This is a genomic window from Geodermatophilus sp. YIM 151500 (assembly GCF_025716945.1).
In the GTDB taxonomy this organism is placed as follows: Bacteria; Actinomycetota; Actinomycetes; order Mycobacteriales; family Geodermatophilaceae; genus YIM-151500.
This window is the reverse complement of the sequence record NZ_JAOVZT010000029.1, coordinates 1-5,985: the sequence shown is the minus strand read 5'-3', so window position 1 is coordinate 5,985 and position 5,985 is coordinate 1. Positions and strand designations below refer to the sequence as shown.

The following is a 5,985-nucleotide window of genomic DNA, read 5'->3' as shown; positions in this document are numbered from 1 at the left end:
GATGCCCGGCTCGGCGTCCCGGTAGTACTCGACGCCCTGCACCAGGGACGCGGCGCAGTTGCCCACCCCCGCGAGGGCCACGCGGACCGAACCCATGACTGTGCTCCTCACTCCTGGTTGCTCTGCTGCTCGGTTGGTGTCGCTCTGTGGTCGCTGGTCGGGGTACCGGCTCAGTCCCAGTCCCAGAAGTCGTTGTCGCGCTTGCTGCTGACGACCTGGCCGGTGGTGGCGTCCACCTCAACCTTGGTGACGGTGCCGTCCTCGTGCAGCAGCGTCACGTCGTACTGCAGGCCCGTGGGCTCGGTGTCCTGGTCCACCTCGACGACCTGGCCGGGGGCGTAGTCGGCGGCGACCGTCTTGGCCTGGTCGAGGGTCAGCGGGGCGGGCGGGGACGTCTCGGTGCCGGGACCGGCCGGGTCCGACTGGGCCGACGGGTCGCTCGGGGCCGACGGGTCGCTCTGGGCCGACGGGTCGGTCTGGGCCGACGGGTCCGCCGGACCCGCCGGGTTCACCGGAGCCGCCTGGACGCGGGGGAGCTGCAGCCGGTCCGCCTGCGCCCCGTCCCACAGGTTGGGCGCACCCAGTCCGACGCCGACGCCCGCAGAGACGGCCAGCGCGATCCCGATGACCCGCCGCCGGTTCGCCGAACGAAGCATGTCCGTGGTCCTTCCTGGTCGGGCTGCCCGGGTCCGGATGACCCGGCGGATGCCGTGCAAGAAGGGTCGGGTCCCGCGGGCACCGTCGACAGGCACCCTGGGTGGCGGAAGACCGCCACCTGGGCGTCGGTGCCGCACACCTGCGCGTGAGGCGCGGCCCGGGAACCGGGCAGGGCGGCGCGGTGGGGGCTGCGGCGGGGAGTCGTTCCCGCCGAGGGTCAGAGGTCCCTGCGGCTGACGATGCCCAGCCCCAGGACGCGTTCCACCAGCTTCACGCGCTTCTGGTTCTGCGGCAGGTCCTCGATCTGGAACTTCTGGAACAGCGTCCGCAGGTGGGTCTTCACCGCGTCGACGCTGAGGAAGAGCTCGTCGGCGATCTGCTGGTTGGACGCCGGGGTGGCGTACGGGTCCTCGTGCTTGTACGGCCGGCACAGCGCGGTGACGATCTGCCGCTGGGTCGGGGACAGCGAGGCCGCGGTGACCAGCTGCTCACCCACCTTGGTCAGCTGGGTGGACCCCCGGCTGGTGTCGTGGAAGCGGAACGACGTCGAGCCGAGCACGAACGTGTCGCCGTCGCGCAAGCGGCGCCGGCCGTTGAGCCGGTCCCCGTTGAGGTACGTGCCGTTGCGCGACAGGCCGTCGTCGACGAGGGTCCAGTCGGGCCCGACGAGGTCGAGCCCGGCGTGCACCCGGGACACCCGCTCGTCCCACGGCAACCGGACGTCGCACCCGGAGCCGCGCCCGATGGTCAGCGAGGTCTTCCCCTCAAGGGGGAAGAACCGCTGGGCCCCGGTGTCGTCCCGGTAGACCAGCACCGAGCCCTCGGCGCGGGCCCACCGCACGCCGTCCCCGCCCGGGCCGGTCATCGCCCACCCCGCATTTCTCCACGCTACGGCGCGGAAGGGGCTGTTCGCGAGGGTCCCCGCCGCCCGGATCGCCACTAGGCTGACCGTCCCGGTCCCGCCCGTCGCCACCTCGGCGGCGGCCGGGAGGTGGAACCTACGACGCGAGGCGCGGATGGCTGCTCTTCCCGAGGACCACGGCACCGTAGGTCATCCCGGCGCGGGCGACGGCCCGTCATGAGAGGCGGCAGCGACCTCGGCCGCACGCTGAGGATGTTCCTGCGCTTCACCGTCGGACAGCGTCGGTTCTTCGGCTTCGCCTTCGGGCTGATGGCGCTGGAGGCGGCGACCGCCGTCGCCGTACCCGCCCTGATCGAGCAGCTGACCGACTTCCTCGTCGAGGACCAGCGGGTGAACCTGGTCGGGATCAGGCCGACGGTCGAGGCCACCATCCCGGTCATCGCGGCGGCCGTCGTCCTCGTGACCGCGGTGAACAGCTCGTCGGCGTCGCTGGCGGAGATCAACCTGGCCAAAGCCGGGCGGACGCTGGGGTTCAACCTGCGCGGCGCGCTCTTCTCGCACCTGCAGCGGCTGCCGCTCGCCTTCCACCTCCGACGCAGCACCGGTGACGTCCTCACCCGGCTGACCGGCGACGTCAAGGCGATGGAGGACTTCGTCGAGGGCTCCGTCGCCGAGATCGTGGGCAGCGGGATGGTCCTCGCGGCGACGCTCGGCTACCTGTTCTGGAAGTCACCGCAGGTCGCCCTGCTCGCCCTCGTCATCGTGCCCGTGCTCACGGTGGTCTCGAACGTCTTCACCCGGCGGATCAAGGCCGCCTCCAAGCGGCTGCGGGCCAGCGAGGGGGAGCTTGCATCCACGGCCCAGGAGATGCTGTCGACCATCAGCCTGGTGCAGGTGTACGGCCAGGCCGAGCTGGAGGAGCGCAAGTTCGCGCGGCAGAGCCGGGCGGCGCGCGACGCCATCCTGCGCACGGCGCGGCTGGAGGCCTTCTTCGGTTTCACGGTCGCGGTCGTGGAGGCCGTCGGCATCGCCGTGGTCATCCTGCTGGGTGCCCGGCTGGTGACGTCGGAGAGGCTCGACCCCGGTGAGCTGATCGCGTTCATCCTGCTGATCCAGAACATGTTCAAGCCGCTCCGGAAGATCATCAAGCACTGGAACCGGGTCGCCAGCGTCTACGCCAGCGTGGAGCGGGTCGGCGAACTGCTCGAGCGCAAGCCCACGGTGGTCGACGCACCGGACGCGCGTCCGGCGCCCCTGCTCCGCGGCGAGATCGAGTTCCGCGACGTCAGCTTCGCCTACCAGTCGTCGTCCGACGACGGTCCCGGCCGCCCGGGCGCGCGGCTGGCGCTGGAGGCGGTGAACTTCCGGATGGCCCCCGGGGAGGCCGTGGCGCTGGTGGGGCACAGCGGTGCCGGCAAGAGCACGATCGCCCAGCTCCTGCCGCGGCTCTACGACCCGCATGCCGGCGCCGTCCTCGTCGACGGCCACGACATCCGCGAGTTCACCATCGAGTCCCTGCGGGCGCGGATCAGCATGGTGCTCCAGGAGACGATCCTGCTGCGCGGCACGGTGGCCGAGAACATCGCCTACGGCCGGGCGGGGGCCACGGCCGAGGACGTCGTACGGGCGGCCCGGCTGGCGAACGCGCACGACTTCATCACGGCGATGCCCGACGGGTACGACACCGTCCTGGGCGAGCGCGCCGCGACGCTGTCCGGCGGGCAACGGCAGCGCCTGGCCATCGCCCGCGCCTTCATCCGCGACGCCCCCATCCTGATCATGGACGAGCCGACGACGGGGTTGGACGCCGAGTCCGCCGCGCTGGTGGCCGAGGCGCTGCAGACGCTGTCCCGCGACCGGTCCACGATCATCGTGTCGCACGACCTCAACCTGATCCGGGCGGTCGACCGGGTCCTGGTGATCTCGGCCGGCCGGATCCTGGAGGAGGGCAGCCCCGCCGACCTGCTCGCGAGCGGCGGGCTCTACGCCGAGCTGCACGCCCGGCAGTTCGGCGAGGCCGTGGCCGCCGCGCCCGAGGAGCCCGCGGTCGTCTCCCCCACCGCCGCTGCCCCGGTCCAAGAGCCGACCAGCGCCCTGTCCTCGCTCGAGGCCGAGCTCGAACTGGAGCTCGACGAGGCCGCACCGGCCGAGACCCGGATGATCGACACCGCCCTCCTCCAGGCGATGCCACGACCGGCGTCCAGGGACGAATACCTCGCACTCACCGGCTGGATCCCCGCCATCCGCCGTCCGCCGCCCGGTGATCGCCGCCCGCCGGGCGGGGACGACCTCGACCCCCTCCGCTCCCCGGCCCTGAACCGGGCGCTGCCCGGTCTGGCCGAGGCGCTGTCCGGCTCGGCGATGGCCCCCCGCCTCCAGGGCATGATCGCCGACGACTGGGCGCTGCTGGCCTGCGCGCCCGGCAAGGCGCTCGTCGAGCCCGGGGACGGGGCCACCGTGCAGTACCGGCTGGAGCTGCGACGGCGCGGATCGATGCAGACCCTCGAGCACGTCGTCGCAGGCCGGATGTTCCCGACGGTGGAGGCCGCCGAGGACTGGCTGTCGCGCGTCGACGGTCTGGCCGACCGCCTGGACGGCCGCGACGACCTGGCAGCCTTCAGCCGACCCGCGCTGCTGGTGCGCGACCTGCGCCTGGTGCTGCACGCGTTCCCGCTCGACCCCGAGCTGCCGGCCCTGGTGCTCGCCACCGATCCCCCGGAGCTCGTCGCGATGCTCGGGCCGCTGCTGACCAGCTCGGTGTCGGGGTTGGTCCTCCAGGGCTGCCGGGCCCAGGTGGTCCGCTACGGGAAGGGCAGCTGCGTGCTCCGGTACGAGCTGGCCTGGCGCCTGCCGACCAGCAGTCGCAGCCTCAAGCAGGTCCTCTACGGCAAGGTGCACGGGGACGGTCGGGGGCAGCTGGTCGGTCCGGCCGTGAGCGCCCTCCGCGACCACATGCTGGACGGGTCGGGCCCCGCCCTGCCGTTCCTGGTCCCCCGCTTCCAGGCCTACCTCCCCGACCTGCGGTTGACGCTTCTCGAGGCGGTGCCCGGGTCGCCGCTGCTGCCGGGGCTGATCCGGGAGGGGGCCCCCGGCGCCTCCCCGGAGGGGGCGGTGGTCGCCTGTGCCCGGATCGCCGCCGCCCTGCACCGGTCGTCCATCCCGGTCGGGCCTCCGCGCACCCTCGCCGGTGAGCTCGACGACGTGCGGGCGGCCGTCGACCGTCTCGCCCAGCTGGCCCCCGCGCTCGCCGCGTCGCTGCGGGGCCACCTCGGGCCCGTCGGCGACCTCGTCCTGGACCCGCCGGGACCGGTCGGTGTCGCCCACGGCGACTTCGACGCGTCGCAGGTCCTCTTCGACGGTCCCAGCACCGCACTGGTCGACTTCGACACCGTGTGCCTCGCGGAGCCGGCCCTGGACCTCGGCCAGTTCACCGGGCACCTCGCCGTCGCCGTCCGCCGGGCCCACGACCCGGCCCGCGTCGGCGCGGACGGCGGCGAGTCCCTCGAGTCGGCCTTCGTGAGCGAGTACGTGCGCCAGAGCGGTACGGACGAGCCCGACGTCCTGCTCGCGCGGGTCGCCGCGTACCGGACGCTGACGCTGGCACGACTGGCCGTCCGGAGCTGGTGCCAGCTGCGGGCGCCGAAGCTGCGCCCGGCCCTGGACCTGCTCGACGCCGCCCAGCGCCTCCGCGTGCCGTGACCCGTCGGGCAGGGCGGTCGCGACGGGCTCCGGGCGACGGGAGCTCCGAATCGGTTGACACGCCCTGGTGGCGGGGCTTGCATGGGGTTCCCCGAGCAGCCTCCTCCCGCGGCTCCGGCTGCGTGCCGCGGCCTTCCGGAGTGCCCATGACCTGTCACCGCCGCCGAGACCGCCAGGACATCCGTCTCGCCGACGCCTCACCGCGGGCCGGCGGGCCGACGGGGTGCCGATGACCACCCAGCTCCCGGGCGCCGAGATCGCCGGCTACCGCATCGAGTCCCTCATCGGCCGCGGTGGCATGGCGGTGGTCTACCGCGCGGAGGACCTGCGGCTCGGCCGCAAGGTCGCCCTCAAGCTGCTCCCCCCGCAGTTCGCCGACAACGAGGAGTTCCGGCAGCGCTTCATGCGGGAGTCGCGGCTGGCGGCGTCGCTGGACCACCCGAACATCGTGCCGATCTACGAGGCCGGTGAGGCCGAGGGCCAGCTGTTCATCGCGATGCGGTACGTCGTCGGCAGCGACCTCAAGGGTGTGCTGGCCGACGAGGGCGGCCGGCTGCCCCTGCACCGGACGCTGCGACTGTTCGCCCAGATCGGCGACGCCCTGGACACGGCCCACCGGGCCGGGCTCGTGCACCGCGACGTCAAGCCGGGCAACATCCTCGTCGCCGCCCGCGAACGCTCGCAGCAGACCCAGCGCACCCGGTCCGTGCTCGGCGACCACCTCTACCTCACGGATTTCGGCCTCACCAAGCGCACGGCCGACCTGT

4 protein-coding genes are annotated in these 5,985 nt (G+C 73.3%); 2 read left to right on the top strand and 2 right to left on the bottom strand.

Translation table 11 applies throughout. The annotated features are described in order from the left end of the window. Window positions 1–170: 170 nt before the first annotated feature. Together OF117_RS21945 and OF117_RS21940 are read right to left on the bottom strand one after the other, a co-directional pair. Window positions 171–656 carry a PepSY domain-containing protein gene (locus OF117_RS21945; RefSeq protein WP_263554987.1) on the bottom strand — a complete coding sequence of 162 codons (486 nt, stop codon included), beginning with the start codon at window positions 654–656 and terminating at the stop codon, window positions 171–173. Between the two features lie 218 nt (window positions 657–874). After that, window positions 875–1,522, bottom strand: a complete 648-nt coding sequence (locus tag OF117_RS21940) for an FHA domain-containing protein (protein WP_263554986.1) — start codon at window positions 1,520–1,522, stop codon at window positions 875–877. Between the two features lie 213 nt (window positions 1,523–1,735). Between OF117_RS21940 and OF117_RS21935 the strand changes: the two genes are divergently transcribed. Together OF117_RS21935 and OF117_RS21930 are read left to right on the top strand one after the other, a co-directional pair. Next, window positions 1,736–5,218: an ABC transporter transmembrane domain-containing protein gene (locus OF117_RS21935; protein ID WP_263554985.1), complete on the top strand. Its 3,483-nt coding sequence runs from the start codon at window positions 1,736–1,738 to the stop codon at window positions 5,216–5,218. 229 nt (window positions 5,219–5,447) lie between these two features. Further along, the coding region (locus tag OF117_RS21930) for a serine/threonine-protein kinase (protein WP_263554984.1) at window positions 5,448–5,985 on the top strand (538 nt) is incomplete at its 3' end.

Bases quoted from the DNA above. Each gene is read 5' to 3' on its own strand.
- OF117_RS21945 (WP_263554987.1), bottom strand. From the start codon at position 656: ATGCTTCGTTCGGCGAACCGGCGGCGGGTCATCGGGATCGCGCTGGCC.
- OF117_RS21940 (WP_263554986.1), bottom strand. From the start codon at position 1,522: ATGACCGGCCCGGGCGGGGACGGCGTGCGGTGGGCCCGCGCCGAGGGC.
- OF117_RS21935 (WP_263554985.1), top strand. From the start codon at position 1,736: ATGAGAGGCGGCAGCGACCTCGGCCGCACGCTGAGGATGTTCCTGCGC.